Here is an 18,340-nt window from a genome sequence, read left to right as displayed (position 1 = left end):
CCGCATCCTTGCGGAAAAAGATAGGTATGGGCGAAATACTTTTGATAAAAATGCAAATATGAAAACCACCCTCGACGAAATGCAGGTCTTCATCGCCATCGTGGACAGCGGCTCGATCACCGCGGCGGCCGATGTGCTGGGGCAGACCGTTTCCGCCACCAGCCGCACCATGAGCCGGCTGGAGGAAAAGCTGCAGACCACGCTGATGCGGCGCACGACGCGGCGCCTGGCGCTGACCGAAGAGGGCAAGGCCTATCTGGAGCAGGCGCGCCGCATCATCGCGTCGGTGGAAGAGGCCGAAGAACTCATGAACCTGCGCCGCAACCAGCCCGCCGGGCTGCTGCGGGTGGACGCCGCCTCGCCGTTCATGCTGCATGTGATCGCGCCGCTGGTGCCGGGCTATCGCAAGCGCTATCCGCAGGTGGAGCTGGAGCTCACCAGCAATGAAGGCAATATCGACCTGCTGGAGCGGCGCACCGACCTGGCCTTTCGCATCGGCCGGCTGAAGGACTCGTCGCTGCACGCGGTGGCGCTGGGCACCAGCCGCGTGCGCGTGCTGGCCAGCCCGGGGTATCTGGCGCAGCACGGCACGCCCCGCCGCGCCGCGGACCTGGCGTCGCACGTGCTGCTGGGCTTCAGCCAGCTTGAGTCGCTGAACGAATGGCCGCTGCGGGATGCGGACGGGCAGGCGGTGCACATCAAGCCCGCGATTCGCGCCTACAGCGGCGAGACGCTGCGCCAGCTTGCGCTCAACGATGGGGGCATTGTCTGCCTGTCGGATTTCATGACGCGCGAGGACCGCCGGCGCGGCGCGCTGCAGCCGCTGTTCGTCAAGCAGCTGCTGGAAGTCAGGCAGCCGATCAACGCGGTGTACTACCGCAACACCGCCATCTCTTCGCGCATCAAGTCCTTCATCGACTACGTGGTCGAGACGCTGGGGCCGCGCGGATTCGAGGAATAGCCGGCGGGTAAAGATGTATCCAATGGCGACCCCGCCCGCGCGTTGCCCGATACCGTCTTTATACTGTCCCCGTTTTATTTCCACTATTTCCACTATTTCCACCCCGGACACGCATGAGCATTTTTTCCCGTTTCTTCGGCCGCAAGGAAGTTTCCGCCGACACGGCCGCCCTGTCGGCCAACCCCGACATCGCGCAGCCGCTGAGCCTGCAGGTCCTCTTTGCGGGACCGCTGGCGATCACCGAGGCCGCGCTGGGCGATGCGTTGCGGGCCTATCACCCGTCCATGCAGCAGGCGCGCGCGGAGCTTGCGACGGACATGCCGGAGTTTCTGGGCCTGGCCGGTTGGGACAAGCACGTCGTGCGACTGGTGGGTTTCGATGCGCCGTATCCGAAGGATGCGCTGGAGGCCTGCGTGGCCCCGTCGCACTATCCCGCCACGGTGAAGGACGAAGTCCGCGGGCACGCCAGCCATATCCTCCTGTACTACGCGGGCTTTGAAACGGATCCGCTGGAACAGTACGTGGCGCTGGCCGCGGTGGCGGGCGCGCTGACCGGTTTTGGGGCGATGGCGGTGCTGAACGAGCATGCGCACACCTCGCTGCCCGCGGGCGTATTCGCGGCGGAGTCGCTGGGCGAGGAAAGCATGGACCTGCTGCGCACCTTGCCGCTGAACATGCTGTATTGCGGCTTCGTGAAATATGAGGTCGAGGGCGTGCAGGGCGTGTGGATGCGCACCTATGGCGCCGATGCCTTCGGGCTGCCGGACTTCGCCGCGCTGGCGACGGGGCATGACGAGGGCGAGACCTATTCGACGATGTTCAACAACATCATGGGCTACATGCTGGAAAGCGGCGCCGAACTGGCCGCCGGGCACACCATGCAGATCGGCGAGGACGCCTACATGAAGCTGCGCGAGCCGGCCGAGGCGGAGTATTACCTGGACGGTCCGGGGCGCGTGCTGGTGGCCGAGATCATCGCGGCCGACCAGATCAACACCCCCGGATAAGTCACAGCAGGCCCGCGCTGCGGGCCCGCGCCACGGCCTGCGTGCGGCTGTCGGCGCTGAGCTTGACGTTCAGGTGACGCAGGTGCGTGCGCACCGTGCTCTCCGAGACAAAGAGCTGCCGCGCGATGGCGCTGTTGGAATGGCCTTCGGCCAGCAGGCGCAGCACGCGCAACTCTTTGGGCGTGAGCCCTTCCGCGCCGGCGGCGTCGCCGGCGACCGGGGCCGCCGCTGGCGATGCGGGGCCGATGCGGGCCTGCGCCATGTAGCGCTGCCACCAGTCCTGCGCCCCGTCCGAGGCCAGCCATGCGCTGCCGGCCGCGCACGCGCCATGGCGCTGCAGCAGCCCGGCCACGGCCGCGCCCTCGTCCGCCAGCACGCGGCACAGGCCTTCGGATTGCGCCGTGCGCAGCAGCGGCGCGAGCTGCGCGCAGGCGCCGGCGTCGTCGCGGTTGCGGGCCAGCGCGACGGCGCGCAATAGCTGCAGCATGTACGCGCGCCGCACGCGCCGCGCCGCCAGCGCCTGCGCGATGTCGGCATCCAGCTCGCGCAGCGCGGCGGCGGGGTCGCCGTCATACGCCAGGCAGCGCAGGCGTCCCAGCCGCGGCGTCAGCAGATCGTTGGCGGGCAGGCGCAGTCCTTCCACGCGGCGCCAGAGATCCGCATCGTCGGCGCGGCCCAGTTCGTCGCGCGCGGCCTGCGGATGGCCCTGCATCAGCAGCACGCGCGCGCGCTCCACCCGGGCGCTGGCCGCAATGCGCGGCAGGCGGCGCTGGTGGCCCAGGTATTCCAGTTCGCCCAGCAGGTAGAAGGTCTGTTCGGGATCGCCCTCGTGGAAGGCCACGCGCGCCAGCGTCACGTAGCCCAGGATCAGGTGGTCCGGCAGCCCGACATCGCGGCCCAGCGGCACGTACACCTGGAGCAGGCGCGAGGCCAGCGCGAGGTCGCCGGTCTCGTAGACCCACGCGGCGTACAGCACGCCCGCCCAGGCATTGCCGTTGGCCTGCCCGTAGGCCCCCTTGCGTGTGGAACGCACCGCCATGCGAAAACGCGCGCCCGCCTGGCGCATGCGCCCTTCCTGCAGGTCGATGATGCCCTCGACCGCTTCGGAGTACATCAGGTTGAAGCTGCTGGCGCTGCGGCTCTGCGCGCGCCGGGCGGTGTCCAGCAGCGCGCGCGCCTCGTGGTAGCGGCCCAGCACGGCGGTGATGTTGGCCATGGCGTTGGCGAGCGCGGTGTCGGTGAACGACAGCGCATCGCCCAGCGCCGCGATGCTGGGCATGCCGGCGGCGTAGGCCTCTTCCTGCCGGTCCATCATCGACAGCAGCAACGGCTGCAGCGCGCGCACGTGGGCGCGCACGGCGGGATCGGCGCTGCCCGCCAGCTTCAGCTCCGCCATCAGCAGGGACGCCTCGCTGGGGCCGCGCGTGAAACACGTCGCCCACACCTGCATGGCCTGCAGCAGCGGCCGGGTGGCGAGCACCGCCGCGGGAAGCTGGCCCAGCCAGCGCGCCAGCAGTCGCATGCGGCCTTCGGCCAGCAGCGTTTCCGCGTGCGCCTGCAGCAGCGCCAGCGCGCGCCCGAAGTCGCCGCCGTCGATGGCGTGGTCGATGGCGGGCACCGGCCTGCCTTCGTCTTCGTACCAGCGCGAGGCGGCCAGGTGCAGGCGGGCGACGTCGCCGGGCGCCTGGGCACGCAGCTGCGACTGCAGGTAGCTGGCGAACAGGCTGTGGTAGCGGTAGTGGCGCTCGTCGGCCGCGGTGCGCGTGAGCAGGACGTGGCCGTTCTCCAGCTGTTGCAGCAGGCCGGCGCAATCCATGTCGGGCAGCAGGGCCTGGCAGAGCGGCGCGCTGAGCTGCTTGAGGATGCTGGTGCGCAACAGGAACTGGCGCAGCGCCGGCGTCTGGCTGGCCAGCACGTCCTGCGCCAGGTAGTCGGCGACGGACTGGTCGCTGCCGGAGAAGCGTTCGATGAAGGCCGCGGCGCTGGGTTGCCGCGCGAGCGATGCGGACGCGAGGCACAGCGCCGCGACCCAGCCTTCGGTCTTGCGATGCAGCAGTTCGACCTCGGCGGGCGTCAGCGCGGGTTGGCGCCGCGCGAAAAACCGGGTCGCCTCGTCCACGGAAAAGCACAGCTGCGAGGCGTCGATCTCCAGCAGCTGGCCGGCCGCGCGCAGCCGCCCCAATGCCAGCCCCGGCGTATGCCGCGAGCCGATCAGCAGCCGGCCGTGCGCGGGCAGGCTGCCGATGAGGTCCTGCACCAGGTCCAGCACGGCGGGGGCCGTGATGGCTTCGAATTCGTCGAGCACCAGCGCAAAGGGCGCGCCGTGCGAGGCCACGGCCTGCACCAGCGCCAGCGCCAGCGTGTCCTCGGAATCATGGGCGTCCAGGCGCAGGCTGGCGCTGCCGGACAGCGCGCCCAGCGCGGCCGTCAGGCAGCGCAGGAAACGGGAGAGGTCATTGTCGGCGCGGTCCAGCGTCAGCCACGCGGTTCGCATGGGCAGCGCCTGCAACCTTGCCTGGCACTGCGCCAGCAGCGTGGTCTTGCCGTAGCCGGCCGGCCCGCGCGCCACCACCACCTTGGGTCCGTCCGGGCGGCAGATCTGCTCGCACAGTTCCCGCCGGGCGATCTGGTCGCCATGCGCGGTGGGCGCATTGAGCTTGCCGCTGGCCAGCGCGTGTTCCATCGAGAACGAATGACGCATGAGCTGCCTGTCTGAAGAGTGCGGTCTTGCGTGGATCGGCGCGGGAAAACCCGCGGCGCGCTGGAAAATCGTCGCTTTGGACGACGGCGAAAACGCGTGCCTACGATACAAAAGGACGCTCCCCGGAGCAATACGCTCACCGCCGCAAAGACGGCGTAAACCGATAACGGAGACGAGTCCATGGCAATCCCGAAACTGACGCTCGCGCTGGCGGGCGCGATCCTCGCCGCGGGCGGCGCGCACGCCCAGAACGCGGCGGGCCCCGTGAAGATAGGCATCATGGCCGACATGAGTTCGGCGTATTCCGACATCGGCGGCAAGGGACTGGTCGAGGCCGCCCGGATGGCGGTGCAGGACTTCGGCGGCTCGGTGCTGGGCAAGCCGATCGAGCTGGTCTTCGCGGACGGCCAGAACAAGGTCGACGTGGCCAGCGCCGCCGCGCGCCGCTGGTTCGACCAGGACGGCGTGGACATGGTGACCGACCTGCCCACGTCGGCGATCGCGCTGGCCCTGAGCGAACTGGGACGCGAAAAGAAGCGGGTCATCATGGTGACCAGCGCCTCCACGTCAGAACTGACGGGCAAGGCGTGTTCGCCCTACACGGTGCACTGGACCTATGACACCTACGCGCTCGCCAACGGCACCGGCGCGGCGGTCACGGAACAGGGCGGCAAGAACTGGTTCTTCATGACCGCGGATTATTCCTTCGGCTACGCGCTGCAGGGCGATGCGTCGGCGGTGATCGAACGCAATGGCGGCAAGGTGCTGGGCGCGGTGCGCTCGCCGCTGAACACGCCCGACTTCAGCTCTTACCTGTTGCAGGCGCAAAGCTCCAAGGCCGCCATCATCGGCCTGGCGCTGGGCGGCAACGACGTCATCAGCGCCATCAAGCAGGCGGCCGACTTCGGCATCGGCCGTCCCGGCGGCCCGCAGCGGCTGGTGGCGCTGCTGGCCTTCCTGTCGGACGTGAAGTCCATCGGCCTGCAACTGGGCCAGGGACTGCTGCTGACCGAGGCCTTTTATTGGGACCAGAACGACGCCACGCGCGCGTGGTCGCAGCGCTTCCAGGACAAGGTCGGCCGCAAGCCCACCATGACGCAGGCCGGCACCTACGGCGCCGTCACGCATTACCTGAACGCGGTGAAGGCCGCCGGCACCAAGGACGCCGATGCCGTCATGGCCAAGATGCGCGCCATGCCGATCAACGACTTCATGACCCGGGACGGCAAGCTGCGCGTGGACGGGCGCGTGGTGCGCGACATGTACCTCTTTGAAGTGAAGAAGCCCGCGGACTCCAAGGGCGAATGGGACCTGTACCGGCAGGTGGCGGTAATCCCGGGCAACGTGGCGTTCCGGCCGCTCGACCAGGGCGGCTGCCCGCTCGCCAAGACCGGGGGCGCGGGATGATCAGCTATCAGGTCAGGGCCTTCGGCGAACCGCTGGCGCGCGCGCAGACCCCCACCCCGGCGCCCGAGGGCGGGCAGGTGCTGCTGCGGGTGCTGGCCGCGGGCGTGTGCCACACCGACATCCACACCTGGGAAGGGTCGTACGACCTGGGCGGGGACAAGCGGCTCCGCATGCAGCAGCGCGGCGTCACGCTGCCGCTCACGCTGGGCCACGAGATCGTGGGCGAGGTCGTGGCCACTGGGCCGGACGTCCCCGAGCACGTGCGCTCCGGCCAGCGTTATCTGGTGTATCCGTGGATCGGCTGCGGCGAATGCAAGGTGTGCCGCCGCGGCCGCGAAAACCTGTGCGCGGCGCCGCGCTTCCTGGGCATTTTCCGGCCCGGCGGCTACAGCGATCACGTGGTGGCGCCGCATGCGCGCTATCTCGTGGACATCGGCGACCTGCGGCCCGAACAGGCCGCCCCGTATGCGTGTTCGGGGCTCACGACCTACAGCGCCATCCGCAAGATCCCGCAGGACGTGCTGGCCGAGGAATCGGTGGTGGTGATCGGCGCGGGCGGGCTGGGCCTGATGTGCGTGACGCTGCTGCGCGCGCTGGGCTGCGGCAATGTCGTCATGGTGGAACCGGATGGCGCGCGCCGCGGCGCGGCGCTGGCCGCGGGCGCGCACGCGGCGGTCGATGCCGGCGCGCCCGACGCCGCCGCGCAGGTGCGGCAGGCGGCCGGCGCGGTGTGGGCGGTGATCGATTGCGTGGGCGCGGCCAGCACGGTGCAGCGGGGCATGGACCTGCTGACCAAGGGCGGCCAGCTCATCCTGGTGGGTCTTTTTGGCGGCGAGCTGTCGCTGTCGCCGGCCCTCGTGCCGATGCGCGCCATCAGCATCGAAGGCGCGTACATCGGCAACCTGGACGAACTGAAGGCGTTGATGGCGCTGGTGCGCGATCGCAAGCCCCGCGCCATTCCCACCACGTGCCGCTGCCTGGACGGCGCGCAGTCCGCGCTGGCGGACCTGGCGGCGGGCCGCGTGGTGGGGCGACTGATCCTCGGCCCCGATGCCGACCCTTCTTCCCGCGCCGTCCCGGCCACCCTTGAACAGGCATCCCCACCATGCAATTGAATCCGGACTCCGATTACACGATGACGCTGAATGGCCGGGCGGAGGTCTCGCCGCAGACCTTCGACGTGCTCAATCCCGCCACCGAGGAACGCATCGCGGCCGCGCCCGACGCGTCGCTCGACCAGTTGAATGCCGCCATCGCGGCGGCCCGGGCCGCCTTCGGCCCGTGGCGCAGCCGGCCCATCGGCGAGCGCCAGGCGGCGCTGCGCGCCATGGCCGAGCGGCTGGAGCAGCATGCCGACGGCTTCATGCGCCTCTTGACGCGCGAGCAGGGCAAGCCGCATGCGGACGCGCGGGCCGAGGTTGGCCGCTGCGTGACGTGGCTGCGCGCCTTCGCCGCCCGCGACCTGCCCGTGGAGCGCCATGATGACGGCGCGGGCCATCTGTTCGAGACCCGGCGGGTGCCGATCGGCGTGGTGGCGGCGATCGCGCCGTGGAATTTCCCGATGACGCTCGCCATCTGGAAGGTCGCGCCGGCGCTGCTGGCCGGCAACACGGTGGTGCTCAAACCCTCGCCCTACACGCCGCTCACCTCCCTGAAAATGGGCGAGCTGTTTCGCGACCTGCTGCCGCCCGGCGTGCTGAACGTGATCAGCGGCGGCGACCGGCTGGGGCCCTGGCTGACCGAGCATCCGGGCATCGACAAGATCGCCTTCACCGGCTCCACCGCGACCGGCCGGCGCGTCATGCAGAGCGCCTCGGGCCGGCTCAAGCGGGTGACGCTGGAGCTGGGCGGCAATGACGCGGCCATCGTGCTGCCCGACGTCGACGTGAAGGAAACGGCCGCCCGGCTGTTCTGGGGCGCGTTCCGCAATTCGTCGCAGTATTGCCTGGCGACCAAGCGGCTGTATGTGCACGAGTCCATCTACGATGCCTTCGCGGACGCGCTGGCGGGCGTGGCGGCGGGCGTGGTGGTGGGCGACGGGTCGCAGCCCGGCACGGGGCTCGGCCCGATCCAGAACCGCGCGCAGTTCGAACGCGTCAAGGACCTGATCGCCGATGCGCACCGCACCGGCGTGCGCTTTCTGACGGGCGGCGAGGTGCCCGAAGGCAAGGGCTACTTCGTGCCCGTCACCATTCTGGACAACCCGCCCGACGACGCGCGCAGCGTGGTGGAAGAGGCATTTGGCCCGGTGCTGCCGCTGCTGAAGTACCGCGACATCGACGAGGTGGTCCGACGGGCCAACGACACGGAATACGGCCTGGGCGGATCGGTGTGGTCGCGGGACGTGGCGCTGGCGCAGTCGATTGCGCGGCGGCTGGAGACCGGCACGGTGTGGATCAACCACATCCACGTCATGTCGCCGGACGTGCCCTTTGGCGGCCACAAGCAGTCCGGCGTGGGCGTGGAGAACGCCCTGGATGGACTGCTGGAATACACCAACACGCAAACGGTTTCCGTGCCGGTGCCGGTGTCCCGGTAGACAGGACTGGCCGGCGGCGCGGGGCGCCGCCGGCCCCAGGCGTCACGCCGCGTAGCGGCCGGCCTCGCCGTTGCGGCTGGCCGTCGGCCACAGGCGCAGGGCCAGGGCCGCGGCCGCGGCGCCGGCCGCCGTCACCGTCACGCCGGTCCAGCCCCAGTGCGCCAGCGCCAGGCTGCCCAGCGCGCCACCGGCGGCCATGCCGACGAACACGCCCGTCATCAGGATGGCATTCAGGCGGCTGCGGGCGGCCGGATCGATGCCGTAGACGATGCTCTGGTGCGCGATCAGCGAGGTCTGGATGCCCAGGTCGAAGCCGATCGCGGCGCCGCCGATCAGCCACAGCGCGGCATGCGCGGGCAGCAGCGGCAGGAAGAACATGGCCGCGAACGACACCATGGTCAGGCCCGCGCCCAGGCTGGCGACGGCCAGGGGCCCCCGCGTATCGGCCACCCGGCCGGCCAGCGGCGCGGCCAGGGCGCCCGCGGCGCCGGCCAGTCCGAATGCGCCGGCCGCGCCCGCGCCCAGATGAAACGGGGCCTCGTGCAGCATCACCGCCAGCGTGGACCAGAAGGCGCTGAAGCCTAGCGACAGCAGGCCCTGCGCGGTAGCGGCGCGGCGCAGGCCCGGATGCTGGCGCCACAGGGTCAGCAGCGAGCCCAGCAGCGCGCGGTACGCCAGCCGCGTGGTCGGCTCGAAACGCGGCAGGCCGCGCCACAGCGCCGCGCCCAGCCCCAGGATGCTCACGGCGGCGGCCGCGAACATCATGCGCCAGCCGAACTGCTCGGCCACGAAGCCGCTGACCACCCGCGACAGCAGGATGCCCAGCAACAGGCCCGTCATGACGGTGCCGACGATCTTGCCGCGCTGGTCGGCCGGCGCCAGGTGGGCGGCGGCCGGCACGATGTCCTGCGCCAGGGTGGCCGACAGGCCGATCGCAAAGCTGGCGGCCAGCAGCAGGCCGATGGTCGGGGACGCGCCGGCCAGCAGCAGCGCCAGGCTCAATACGGCGGCCTTGACCAGGATGATGCGCTTGCGGTCGTAGCGGTCGCCCAGCGGCGCCAGCAGCAGGATGCCGAAGGCGTAGCCCAGTTGGGTCAGCGTGGGTATCCAGCCCAGCGTTTCGGCGCTGGCATGGATGTCCGCGCCCAGCACGCCGAGCATCGGCTGGCTGTAGTAAAGCGAGGCGACGCCCAGGCCGGCGCCCACGGCCAGCAGGAAGACCAGGCCGCGCGAGAGGGAGGGGTGGGAAGTGGGGGATGACATGGTGGTGTCCGGTGGCTTGAGGTACGGGGCAGATTCTGGGCTTGCCGCCGCGGTTTTGGTAGCCGACCTTCGGGTACATCGGTTATACGATGGTCGTATGACCACACGCGCCATCCCCGCCATCCCCGCCCTTCCCGCCCCGGCCGGCACCGACCGAATGCTGCTGATCGAGACCTTCGTGCGCATCGTCGAAGCCGGCAGCCTGTCCGCCGCGGCCGCCCAGATGGGCGGCACCCAGCCCACCGTCAGCCGCCGCCTGCAATTGCTGGAACGCACGATGGGCGTGCGGCTCCTGAAGCGGTCCACCCATGCCATCCGCCTGACTGAAGACGGCCAGCGCTGCTACGAACGGGGCAGGGAATTGCTGGCCACCTGGCAGTCATTCGAGAGCGAGGTGCGGGGCGCGGGCGATGAGCCGGCCGGGATGCTGCGCGTGGTGGCGCCGCACGTGTTCGGCCAGGACCAGTTCGTCGAGCCGCTGGCCCGGTACCTGAAGCGGTATCCGAACATGCGGGTGGAATGGCTGTTGCATGACCGCATGCCGGACCTGATCGCCGAGAACGTCGACTGCGCCATCCGTGTGGGCGCCGTGACGGACCCGTCGGTGATCGCCGTGAAGCTGGGCGAGGTGCCGCGCATCGTCGTCGCCTCGCCGGACCTGCTGCAGGGCGGGCCGGTGCCGCAGGATCCCTCGGAACTGGCGCGCCTGCCGTGGCTGGCGCTGCGCACCTTCTACCGCACCGAAGTGAGCCTGACGCATTGCGACAGCGGCGACGTGCAGGGCTTCGACATCCATCCCCGCCTGTCCACCGACGGCCTGCACGCGCTGCGCAACGCGGCGATCCAGGGCCTGGGGGCGGCGCTGGGATCGGCCTGGGCCATGCAGGCGGACCTGGCCGCCGGACGGCTCGTGCACCTGGCGCCGCAGTGGCGGGCGGACGCCCTGCCCGTCTATCTGGTGTATGCGCCGTCGCGTTTTCAGCCTGCCCGCTTGCGCCGCTTCATCGAGATCATGCGCGAACACCTGCCGGCCGAGCTGGAGGCCGGCTTGGTGGGGGGCGGCCAGCCGGTCAGGGGATGATCACGATGGCGCCCGTGACGGTCCGGTCCTGCGCGGCGCGATGCGCGTCCTGGACCTGTTCAAGGCGGTAGCGCGCGCCGATGGCCGCGCGCACCGCGCCGCTGCGCATGGCCTCGAAGACGTCGGCCGCATTGGCGCGGAACGTCGCGGGATCCGCATTGTGCGGAAACACGGACGGACGCGTGAGGAACAGGCAGCCCTTCTTGTTGAGCAATTCGGGGTCGATGGCGGGCGCCGGGCCCGACGCGGCGCCAAACAGCACCACCAGCCCGAACGGCGCCGCGCAATCGAGGGAGCCCATGAACGTGTGGCGGGCGACCGAGTCGTAGACCACGCGCGCCTTCTTGCCGCCGGTGGCCGCGACGACCTGCTCCACCCAGTCTTCTTGCGTGTAGTCGATGGCGGCCGCGCAGCCGGCCGCCCGGGCGACGTCGCATTTCGCGGCGGAGCCGGCCGTGCCGATGACGGTGGCGCCCAGCGCCTTGGCCCAGCCGCAGAGAATCTGCCCGACGCCGCCCGCGGCGGCGTGCACCAGCACGATGTCGCCGGGCTGGACCGCGTGGGTTTTCTTGACGAGGTATTGCGCCGTCATTGCCTTGAAGAAGACCGCGGCGGCCTCCTCGTCGGAGATGCCCGGCGGGATCCGCACCACCTTGGCGGCCGGGACATTGCGCCGGTCGGCGTAGGCGCCGACCCCGGCGTTCATATACACCACGCGGTCGCCGACGCGCAGGTCCGTCACGCCCGCGCCCACCGCCTCCACCACGCCCGCCGCCTCGTGGCCCAGGCCGGTGGGCGTGGGCAGCGGATACTTGCCGGCGCGCTGGTAGATATCGATGTAGTTAAAGCCGATGGCCGTCTGGCGCAGCTGCACGTCGCCCGGCCCCGGGGGCGCAAGATCGGTACTGGCCAGCCGCATGACTTCCGGGCCGCCGAATTCAGTCAGGACGATGGAACGCGCTTGCGTCATGCGGTGTCTCCAGGTGATTGCGGGTGATCCGTGGGGGGCAGGCACCGCCGGTCAGCCAGGCTGCCGGTCCGCGTCCCTGACCGATTCGTAAACCAGGGTGGCCAGCGTCAGGTCTTCCAGCGCGCTGCCCACGGCCTTGAACACCGTGATCTCGCGCTCGTCGCGGCGGCCGGGGCGCTCGCCCGCGGCGAGCTGGTGCAGGTTGCCCTGGATGCCCTCGCGGGTCAGCACACCGGCCTCGAACGCCGACAACAGGTCGCCCGCCTTGGTGGGCGCCTCGTCGGTGTCCACGTAGACGGTGGTGCCGTCAAAGCACGCGGGGTCGGTCTCGCGCATCTCGGGCTTGAAGCTGCCGATCAGGTCCAGGTGCGTGCCCGGCCGCAGCCATGCGCCGTGGATCAACGGTTCGGTCGACAAGGTGGCGCAACTGACGATGTCGGCCTGCCCGGCGGCGGCCTGCAGGTCCGTCACGGCCCGGGCGTCGAAGCCCTGTTCGCGCAGACTGGCCGCCAGCGCCTCGGCGCCCGCCGGCCGCACATTCCACACCAGCACGCGCTCGATGGGCCGCACCGTGCGCATGGCCTGCGCGACCAGTCCGGCGATGCGGCCGGACCCGACGATCAGCAGCGTGCGGGCATCGGCGCGCGCCAGGTAGTCCGCGCCCAGCGCCGCCGCGCCGGCCGTTCGGTAGACGGTCACGATGTCGCCGTCCACCTGCGCGATCGGCACGCCGGTGGCGGCGCTGTACAGGTTGTAGGTGGCGTGCAGGCCGGGCAGGCCCTGGTGCGTGTTGTCCGGGAAGATGTTGATGATCTTGACGCCGAAGTACCCGCGCTCGCTCCACGCGGGCATGATCAGCGAGGTGCCGTGGGCGTTGCCGCACTGGATGGCGTGGACGTGGCGGGCGGGCACCGTGGCGCCCTCGCGGAAGGCGTCCCGCAATGCGGGGATGACGGCGTCGAAGGACAGGGCGTTGCGGGTCTGGTCGGTGTCGATTAAGCGCATCGGATCGTTGCCTGCGGAGTGGTCAACTGCGGGGTGGTCAATCAGGGAGCCACGGGCAGTCTAGCAGCGCGCAGGGGGCGGCACCCAAAAAAAAGCCCGCGACGACGCGGGCAACTGGGCGGATTCAGGCGGCGTGCGGCATCAGTCGGCGTCCGGCCGGGGCAGCGGTTCGCCCGCGCCGGTGCGCTCGACGATCAGCCGGTAGTGCTGCGGGCTGCGGTGCTTGGCGAAATTGAAGACGTGGTCGCGGAAGGTCTGGCCCATGCCCAGGTCGATGCGCGCCGTGATCACCTCGTCTTCCTCGCCGCTGGCGCGGGCCACGATCTCGCCCGAAGGCGCCACGATCATCGAGCTGCCGATCATGTGATGGCCGTCCTCGTGGCCGCATTTGGCGGCCGCGCCGATCCACACGGCGTTCTGGTAGGCGCTGGCCTGCAGCACGATTTCGTGCGTGGTGGTGCGCAGGTGCGCGGGCTCGTTCCAGTGGATGTTCAACGACGGCGTGTTGTAGCCCAGCACGATCAGCTCGGCGCTTTGCAGCGACATGACGCGGTAGGTCTCGGGCCAGCGGCGGTCATTGCACAGGCACATGCCGATCTTGACGTCGTCGGTCTCCCAGACGCCGAAGCCCAGGTCGCCCACTTCGAAGAACTTCTTTTCCAGATGCTGGAACGGGGCATCCACCTTGTGGTCCGAATGGCCCGGCAGGTGGATCTTGCGGTATTTGCCGATGATCCTGGCGCTGCGGTCCACCAGGATGGCCGTGTTGAACTGGCGGCCTTCCGGCGTCAGTTCGGCATAGCCCAGGTAAAAGCCGATGCCCAGTTCGCGCGCCGTGTCGAACAGGGGCTGCACGTCGGCGTTGGGCATGGTCTTTTCGAAATAGCGCTCCACCGCCTCGGCATTGTCCATCCAGTAGCGGGGAAAAAAGGTCGTCAGCGCCAGCTCGGGAAACACGACGAACTCGGCCTTGCGGGCGGCGGCTTCGCGCATCATCTCGACCAGGCGGCGCACGACCGCGGCGCGGGAGTCGGCCAGATTGACGGCGCCCATCTGGGCGACGGCCAGGCCCATTTTGCGGGAGGGGGAAGAAGGGGTCACAGGGGTCTCCAGGAGTGCGAATCGCCGGAACCGGGCGAGCGGCGCGCCAGCGCCGCCGCCCGGTCGCGTGCGGAACAATGTTGCGTGGCCGGGCGCGCGGTGCGCAGGCCAGGCCGAAGGCGCAAGCATGCCCGGGCGGGGGCAAATCCGATATGGCGGCACGGACGGGGCGCACCGCGGCGCGCCGGCGCGTCCCGCGACGCTAAGGCGCTGATCTGCATGGACAATCCCCGCGCGGGCGACGCTGGCGGCGGCGCCTGTGCATAACGCGGGATCATGGGCGTGGTGCAAAGTTTTATATCGGGTTTCCCCGTAGATCGCGCCAGGGGGCGCGCCCCGCGGCGCTTTCCGCGCCCGTGGCCGGGGCTGGGGCGGGCGGGCCGGGAAAGCAACAATTGGCACGATTCAGCAGGCGACTTTGCGCTTTTGGGATGTTTCAGTTCCGGTTACATTGCCTTACGCGCAGAATTTCCTCGCAACGCGCCGCTCAAGTGTCACCGGTCCCCATGTCACGTTCCAGAATTGCGGCTTTCGTGTTGTTGATGTCGGCGTTTGGATTCCTGGCGGGGGTAATGGCTGGACGCCATATCGAACTGGGACAGGTCGACGACGAACTGGCCGGGCACAACGCCCGGCTGCTGGCGCACGCGCTGCGCGTGGCCCAGGAGGGCAACCGGCTGATCGCCGCGGCCGCGGACCGGGGCGTGCCGTGTTCGGAAGCGGACGTTGCGACCCTGCGCGTCCTGCTTTTCAATGCCACCTACATCCGCGACATCGGCCGCACGCTGGGCGGCATGCTGCGCTGCTCGGCGGCCTGGGGCAGACTGCCGCAGCCCCTGCTGCTGCCGCCGCCCGCGTTCACGCTGGCGAACGGGCGCCAGCTCTGGGTAGGCGCCACCAACATTGTCGACAGCCGCATCGTCGGCGACATGGTGGCGTACCGCGACCTCATCGTGTTCACCGCGCCCGACGCGTTCGACGGCTTTCCGGAGCCGGGCTCGGGCATCGATGCCAAGCTCCTGACGCGCGACGGCGCGCACGTCTACCGACTCTTTGGCCGCGCCAACGACCTGGACCTGGACCTGGCGCGGGAGGCCAGCGCAGACCAGGGCTTTGCGCCGGAGCGTCGGGCCTGGGCATGCGCGCCCGAGGGCGGCCCGGATGTCTGCGTCGTGTCGCGGCTGCGTTCCGACGCCTGGTTCCAGTTTCCGGCGAGGGTCCTGTCGGTGGCCGGCGCGCTGGCCCTGGCTTTCCTGGCGGGCCTGTGCGTCCTGTGGCGCCTGCATGCGGGCAGCGCCAAGACCGAGCTGCGCAAGGCGATCCTGGGCGGCGACATCCAGGTCCACTACCAGCCGCTGCGCCAGCTCGCCACGCGGCGCCTGGCCGGTTTCGAGGCCCTGGCCCGCTGGCGAGCGCGTGGCCAGGACGTGTCGCCCAGCCTGTTCGTGCCGCTGGCCGAGGCCATGGGCCTGGGCCGCGCGCTGTCGCGGCGGGTGACCTCGCAGGCCTTGCGCGACCTGCACCAGCGCCTGCGCGACAACCCCGAGCTCTACATCAGCATCAACGTGTCGGCGGCGGACCTCAAGGACGCGGGCTACCGCAACTTCCTGATGGACGCCGTGAACGAGCACGGCCTGACGCCCGCCAACGTGGCGCTGGAGATCACCGAGGGCACGCCCTTGTCCGACGGCCACGTCCTGTCGATGGTCAAGACGCTGCGCGGCAAAGGCTTCAAGGTGTTCATCGACGATTTCGGCACCGGCCATTCCAACCTGAATTACCTGGCCGAACTGCAGGCGGACGCGATCAAGCTGGACCGCAGCTTCACGGGCGCCATCGGCGCCGAAGACGCGGGCACGCTGATCGTCGACCACGTCATCAACATATCGCGGGAACTGGGCATCAGCCTGATCATCGAAGGCATCGAAACCGAGGAGCAGGCCAGCTACCTGCTGGCCCGCCAACCCGCCGCCGTGGGCCAGGGCTGGTTGTTCGGCCGTCCCGTTCCGCTGAGCGAGATCGTGGCCGATTGACGGCGCCGGCTGCATATTGTCGTGTGTCCAATGTGCCCAATTTATTTATGGAAAATCCTTTCCGCGGCCGCCGGCTGATTATCTTTCCCGCGGAAAATTATTATTGGCGCATTTTGCAGATAGAATTCGTGCGTTGTTTAACGAGTTAATTTGCTGTATCTGCCATGGGACCTAACCAGACGCTGGTCGACAATCTTCTGCGTATCCTTCCGTATGTCGAGGACGAAGAAGCCGACGCGATGGTAATGGGCATGGGCATGGCGGAAATACGCGAAAAGCTGGCCGCCCTGCAGAATCCGGTGCCCGGCGACAAACAGATCCGGCGCACGCTGCTCAAGCTGGACAGCGTGGGCAGTTTCGGCGCCACGCGCGGCAAGCTGTGGTATCGCACCCTACAGCGCACCGATTTCCGCATCCGCAACATGAACGCGAACATGGCGATGGCCATGTGCGCGCTCAAGCAGGTGGCGGACCGCCATCTGCCGGCCGTCGTGCTGGACGACCTGGCGGCCACGTTCGACGGCGCATTGCGCTATCTCGAAACCCACCAGGCGCAGCCCGGGATCGCGCCGGCGCACGACTGGTCGCGCAAGATCCTGCGCATCGACGGCACCCATCCCGCCGTCTTGCCCGAAGTGCCGTCCGAGGTCTACCGCCAGGTCAGCGGCGCCCTCTACTACAACCGCAAGCTGACGTTCCGCAACACGCCCTTTGGCGAAAAGACGCCCAGCGAGCGGGTCTACGTGATGACGCCGCTGGCGATGGTGGACCGCGCCGGCGTGCTGTACATGGTGGCCTGGGGCGCGCGCCAGCCGGGCAGGCGCTTTCTCTTTCGCATGGACCGCCTGTCCGAAGTCCGGTTGCTGGACGAGGCGGCGGACCCGGATCCCACGTTCGACCTGCACGACTACGTGCGCCGCGAGGAAGCCCTGAACTTCGATCCGGGCGGGGAAACCCGCATCCGGCTCCACGCCGCGGAACCCATGATGGAGGACGGCCGGCGCCGCCGCCATCCGCTGCGCGAGTTCTGGCTGTCGCCCGACCAGACGATCGACGAGGACGATGCGGGCTTCACCCTGACCGCCACCGTGCGCCCGTCCGTGATGTTGTGGCAATTGCTGCATGGGCACGCGTCCTCCATCGAAGTGCTGGAGCCCGAGGACATCCGCGAACGCTTCGTTCACGAGGCCCGCGAACTGGCGCGCCGCTACCTCTAGCGCCGGGGGCGCGCGGTCAGTGGCCCGGCCACGCGCGCGCCAGGAGCAGCGGCAGCACTTTTTCGGCCGGACCCCGGACGCCGTGGCTGGCCACGCGATCCAGCAGCGTCGGGTTCGGATTGATCTGCACGAGCTGCGCCCCGCGCGCCAGGGCCTCGTAGCAGAGCTCGGCGGCCGCGGGCGTCTGGCACGACGTGCCCACCGTCATCAGCAGGTCGGCGCTGGCGGCCAGCCCCTTGGCGATGCGCCAGACCTCGGGCGCGGGCGCCTCGCCGTGCCACAACCGGCCGGGGCGCACCGCGCCGCCGCAGATGCGGCAGGCCGGCGGCTGGGGATAGGGGCCATGCCGGGCGTGCCGCGCCGGAGGCGTCGTCAGCGTGTGGGTCATGGCGCAGGCGGTGCACCGCGGCTGGTCGAACCGGCCCTGCAGATGCAGGATGCGCGGACTGCCCGCGCGCTCGTGCAGCGTATCGCCGTTCTGCGTCACCACGAATGTGCCGGGTGCGCGCTCGGCAAGCGCGGCGATGGCCCGATGCGCCGCATTGGGCGCCGCCAGCAACGCCCGGCGCCGCCTTTCCTCGTGCCAGGCCCATACCAGCGCGGGGTCATTCCTGTAGCCCGCTTCGGTGGCCAGCGCCGCCGCGTCGTAGCGCGCCCACAGGCCGCGCAGGCCGTCCCGGCACTGCGGCAGGCCGCTGGCGGGGTTCAGGCCCGACCCGGTCAGCACGATGATATTGCGCGCCGCGCGCAGGGTCTGCACCAGGGAATCGGGTAAATCGAGTTTGCGCAGTTTCATGCGAGCCGCCCCGCTTGCGAGAGCGCCGCGGTCCGGCTCGGCCCGGCCTGCGCCGGCGTGCCGGGACAGGCGGCCAGCCGCCGGTCATCGCGGGTAAGGCCGGAATATCCGGCGCGATCAAGGCTGAGAATAATCTTTTCGAACAAACCAGGCATGTCGCTTTCCGTTGCTGAATCAATGAATCAGGGAACCAGGGAATCTGCCGGGATTCTGAAAGCGTATTCGGACAAAATCGGGTTGAATCAGTCATTACAGTATT

At 69.7% G+C, this 18,340-nt stretch carries 15 protein-coding genes; 8 read left to right on the top strand and 7 right to left on the bottom strand.

The genetic code is table 11. The features are described 5' to 3' along the window. Positions 1-58: 58 nt before the first annotated feature. Positions 59-961: a LysR substrate-binding domain-containing protein gene (locus BMW75_RS03090; protein WP_092576594.1), complete on the top strand. Its 903-nt coding sequence runs from the start codon at positions 59-61 to the stop codon at positions 959-961. Positions 962-1,074: 113 nt separating this feature from the next. Beyond that, the gene (locus BMW75_RS03085) at positions 1,075-1,968 is read left to right on the top strand and encodes a DUF4261 domain-containing protein (protein WP_092576592.1); all 894 of its coding nucleotides are present in this window, start codon (positions 1,075-1,077) and stop codon (positions 1,966-1,968) included. 1 nt (position 1,969) lies between these two features. On the opposite strand, the gene BMW75_RS03080 is transcribed toward BMW75_RS03085, so the two are convergent. Further along, the gene (locus BMW75_RS03080; protein WP_254791927.1) at positions 1,970-4,669 is read right to left on the bottom strand and encodes a winged helix-turn-helix domain-containing protein; all 2,700 of its coding nucleotides are present in this window, start codon (positions 4,667-4,669) and stop codon (positions 1,970-1,972) included. A 180-nt stretch (positions 4,670-4,849) separates the two neighbouring features. On the opposite strand from BMW75_RS03080, the gene BMW75_RS03075 reads away from it, so the two are divergent. From BMW75_RS03075 to BMW75_RS03065, 3 genes are read left to right on the top strand one after another with little or no spacing between them, the layout of a single operon-like run. Beyond that, positions 4,850-6,076, top strand: coding sequence for an ABC transporter substrate-binding protein (locus tag BMW75_RS03075; RefSeq protein ID WP_092576589.1), 1,227 nt, complete (start codon positions 4,850-4,852; stop codon positions 6,074-6,076). After that, the gene (locus BMW75_RS03070) at positions 6,073-7,191 is read left to right on the top strand and encodes an alcohol dehydrogenase (protein WP_092576587.1); all 1,119 of its coding nucleotides are present in this window, start codon (positions 6,073-6,075) and stop codon (positions 7,189-7,191) included. The genes BMW75_RS03075 and BMW75_RS03070 overlap by 4 nt, the downstream gene beginning before the upstream one ends. After that, positions 7,182-8,615: an aldehyde dehydrogenase family protein gene (locus tag BMW75_RS03065; protein ID WP_175493083.1), complete on the top strand. Its 1,434-nt coding sequence runs from the start codon at positions 7,182-7,184 to the stop codon at positions 8,613-8,615. Before BMW75_RS03070 ends, BMW75_RS03065 begins: the two co-directional genes overlap by 10 nt. A 42-nt stretch (positions 8,616-8,657) precedes the next feature. Here the strand turns inward: BMW75_RS03065 and BMW75_RS03060 are convergent, their stop codons facing one another. Then, a complete protein-coding gene (locus BMW75_RS03060; protein WP_092576584.1) occupies positions 8,658-9,878 on the bottom strand; it encodes an MFS transporter in 1,221 nt (406 codons plus the stop codon). A gap of 97 nt (positions 9,879-9,975) precedes the next feature. On the opposite strand from BMW75_RS03060, the gene BMW75_RS03055 reads away from it, so the two are divergent. Then, positions 9,976-10,959 carry a LysR family transcriptional regulator gene (locus BMW75_RS03055; RefSeq protein ID WP_092576582.1) on the top strand — a complete coding sequence of 328 codons (984 nt, stop codon included), beginning with the start codon at positions 9,976-9,978 and terminating at the stop codon, positions 10,957-10,959. Here BMW75_RS03055 and BMW75_RS03050 read toward each other — a convergent pair. The 3 genes from BMW75_RS03050 to BMW75_RS03040 all read right to left on the bottom strand — a co-directional run bounded on the left by BMW75_RS03050 (position 10,949) and on the right by BMW75_RS03040 (position 14,008). Beyond that, the gene (locus tag BMW75_RS03050; protein WP_092576578.1) at positions 10,949-11,929 is read right to left on the bottom strand and encodes a quinone oxidoreductase family protein; all 981 of its coding nucleotides are present in this window, start codon (positions 11,927-11,929) and stop codon (positions 10,949-10,951) included. The genes BMW75_RS03055 and BMW75_RS03050 overlap by 11 nt on opposite strands. A 51-nt stretch (positions 11,930-11,980) precedes the next feature. Next, entirely contained in the window at positions 11,981-12,934 is a 954-nt protein-coding gene (locus BMW75_RS03045) for a bifunctional Delta(1)-pyrroline-2-carboxylate/Delta(1)-piperideine-2-carboxylate reductase (RefSeq protein WP_092576576.1), read from the bottom strand. Positions 12,935-13,075: 141 nt separating this feature from the next. Next, the gene (locus BMW75_RS03040) at positions 13,076-14,008 is read right to left on the bottom strand and encodes an N-carbamoyl-D-amino-acid hydrolase (protein ID WP_092576573.1); all 933 of its coding nucleotides are present in this window, start codon (positions 14,006-14,008) and stop codon (positions 13,076-13,078) included. Between the two features lie 599 nt (positions 14,009-14,607). Between BMW75_RS03040 and BMW75_RS03035 the strand changes: the two genes are divergently transcribed. Next, a complete protein-coding gene (locus tag BMW75_RS03035; RefSeq protein WP_254791926.1) occupies positions 14,608-16,068 on the top strand; it encodes an EAL domain-containing protein in 1,461 nt (486 codons plus the stop codon). 164 nt (positions 16,069-16,232) lie between these two features. Further along, entirely contained in the window at positions 16,233-17,285 is a 1,053-nt protein-coding gene (locus tag BMW75_RS03030) for a helix-turn-helix transcriptional regulator (protein WP_092576570.1), read from the top strand. Positions 17,286-17,301: 16 nt separating this feature from the next. Here the strand turns inward: BMW75_RS03030 and BMW75_RS03025 are convergent, their stop codons facing one another. Both BMW75_RS03025 and BMW75_RS29400 read right to left on the bottom strand, forming a co-directional pair. Continuing rightward, positions 17,302-18,081 (bottom strand): SIR2 family NAD-dependent protein deacylase, encoded by a 780-nt coding sequence (locus BMW75_RS03025; protein ID WP_092576567.1) that lies wholly within the window; start codon positions 18,079-18,081, stop codon positions 17,302-17,304. Further along, entirely contained in the window at positions 18,078-18,236 is a 159-nt protein-coding gene (locus BMW75_RS29400) for a hypothetical protein (protein WP_175493081.1), read from the bottom strand. Before BMW75_RS29400 ends, BMW75_RS03025 begins: the two co-directional genes overlap by 4 nt. Positions 18,237-18,340: the final 104 nt, after the last annotated feature.

The organism is Achromobacter sp. NFACC18-2 (genome assembly GCF_900108985.1).
Taxonomy (GTDB): Bacteria; Pseudomonadota; Gammaproteobacteria; order Burkholderiales; family Burkholderiaceae_B; genus Achromobacter.
This window is presented reverse-complemented; position numbering and strand designations above follow the sequence as displayed.

Excerpts from the sequence above, each read along its gene's own strand:
- BMW75_RS03090 (WP_092576594.1), top strand. The coding sequence starts at position 59 with ATGAAAACCACCCTCGACGAAATGCAGGTCTTCATCGCCATCGTGGAC.
- BMW75_RS03085 (WP_092576592.1), top strand. The coding sequence starts at position 1,075 with ATGAGCATTTTTTCCCGTTTCTTCGGCCGCAAGGAAGTTTCCGCCGAC.
- BMW75_RS03080 (WP_254791927.1), bottom strand. The coding sequence starts at position 4,669 with ATGCGTCATTCGTTCTCGATGGAACACGCGCTGGCCAGCGGCAAGCTC.
- BMW75_RS03075 (WP_092576589.1), top strand. The coding sequence starts at position 4,850 with ATGGCAATCCCGAAACTGACGCTCGCGCTGGCGGGCGCGATCCTCGCC.
- BMW75_RS03070 (WP_092576587.1), top strand. The coding sequence starts at position 6,073 with ATGATCAGCTATCAGGTCAGGGCCTTCGGCGAACCGCTGGCGCGCGCG.
- BMW75_RS03065 (WP_175493083.1), top strand. The coding sequence starts at position 7,182 with ATGCAATTGAATCCGGACTCCGATTACACGATGACGCTGAATGGCCGG.
- BMW75_RS03060 (WP_092576584.1), bottom strand. The coding sequence starts at position 9,878 with ATGTCATCCCCCACTTCCCACCCCTCCCTCTCGCGCGGCCTGGTCTTC.
- BMW75_RS03055 (WP_092576582.1), top strand. The coding sequence starts at position 9,976 with ATGACCACACGCGCCATCCCCGCCATCCCCGCCCTTCCCGCCCCGGCC.
- BMW75_RS03050 (WP_092576578.1), bottom strand. The coding sequence starts at position 11,929 with ATGACGCAAGCGCGTTCCATCGTCCTGACTGAATTCGGCGGCCCGGAA.
- BMW75_RS03045 (WP_092576576.1), bottom strand. The coding sequence starts at position 12,934 with ATGCGCTTAATCGACACCGACCAGACCCGCAACGCCCTGTCCTTCGAC.
- BMW75_RS03040 (WP_092576573.1), bottom strand. The coding sequence starts at position 14,008 with ATGGGCCTGGCCGTCGCCCAGATGGGCGCCGTCAATCTGGCCGACTCC.
- BMW75_RS03035 (WP_254791926.1), top strand. The coding sequence starts at position 14,608 with ATGGCTGGACGCCATATCGAACTGGGACAGGTCGACGACGAACTGGCC.
- BMW75_RS03030 (WP_092576570.1), top strand. The coding sequence starts at position 16,233 with ATGGGACCTAACCAGACGCTGGTCGACAATCTTCTGCGTATCCTTCCG.
- BMW75_RS03025 (WP_092576567.1), bottom strand. The coding sequence starts at position 18,081 with ATGAAACTGCGCAAACTCGATTTACCCGATTCCCTGGTGCAGACCCTG.
- BMW75_RS29400 (WP_175493081.1), bottom strand. The coding sequence starts at position 18,236 with ATGCCTGGTTTGTTCGAAAAGATTATTCTCAGCCTTGATCGCGCCGGA.